This is a genomic window from Tessaracoccus rhinocerotis, assembly GCF_007197885.1.
In the GTDB taxonomy this organism is placed as follows: Bacteria; Actinomycetota; Actinomycetes; order Propionibacteriales; family Propionibacteriaceae; genus Arachnia; species Arachnia rhinocerotis.
Map to the genome: position 1 here is coordinate 1 of NZ_VKKG01000029.1, position 335 is coordinate 335.

Consider the following 335-nt stretch of genomic DNA (forward strand, 5'->3'; position numbering starts at 1 on the left):
ATACTACTTCTTTAAGTGTACGACCTTTAGAAATGCGGGCGATAAATAAACCGATGAACGGTGCATATACTAACCACCAAGACCAATAGAAAATTGTCCAATCTTGAGGGAAATGAGTTTCCTTACGACCATGAATACCGCCAAATGGTTCCATCCAAGTCGCCATGTGGAAGAAATCTCTTAACATGTTACCGAACCCAGTTACCGTAGTTTCCATAATAAACACTGTTGGACCAACGATAAACACAAACGCTAGTAATATGAATGATAACCACACGTTAACGTCACTTAATTTTTGGATACCTTTTTTCAATCCAGTATAAGAACTAATTGCG

1 protein-coding gene is annotated in these 335 nt (G+C 38.2%); it reads right to left on the reverse strand.

The window, feature by feature from the left end:
* Positions 1 to 335: BCCT family transporter (locus FOJ82_RS15985; RefSeq protein ID WP_185975858.1), on the reverse strand; the 335-nt coding region annotated here is incomplete at both ends.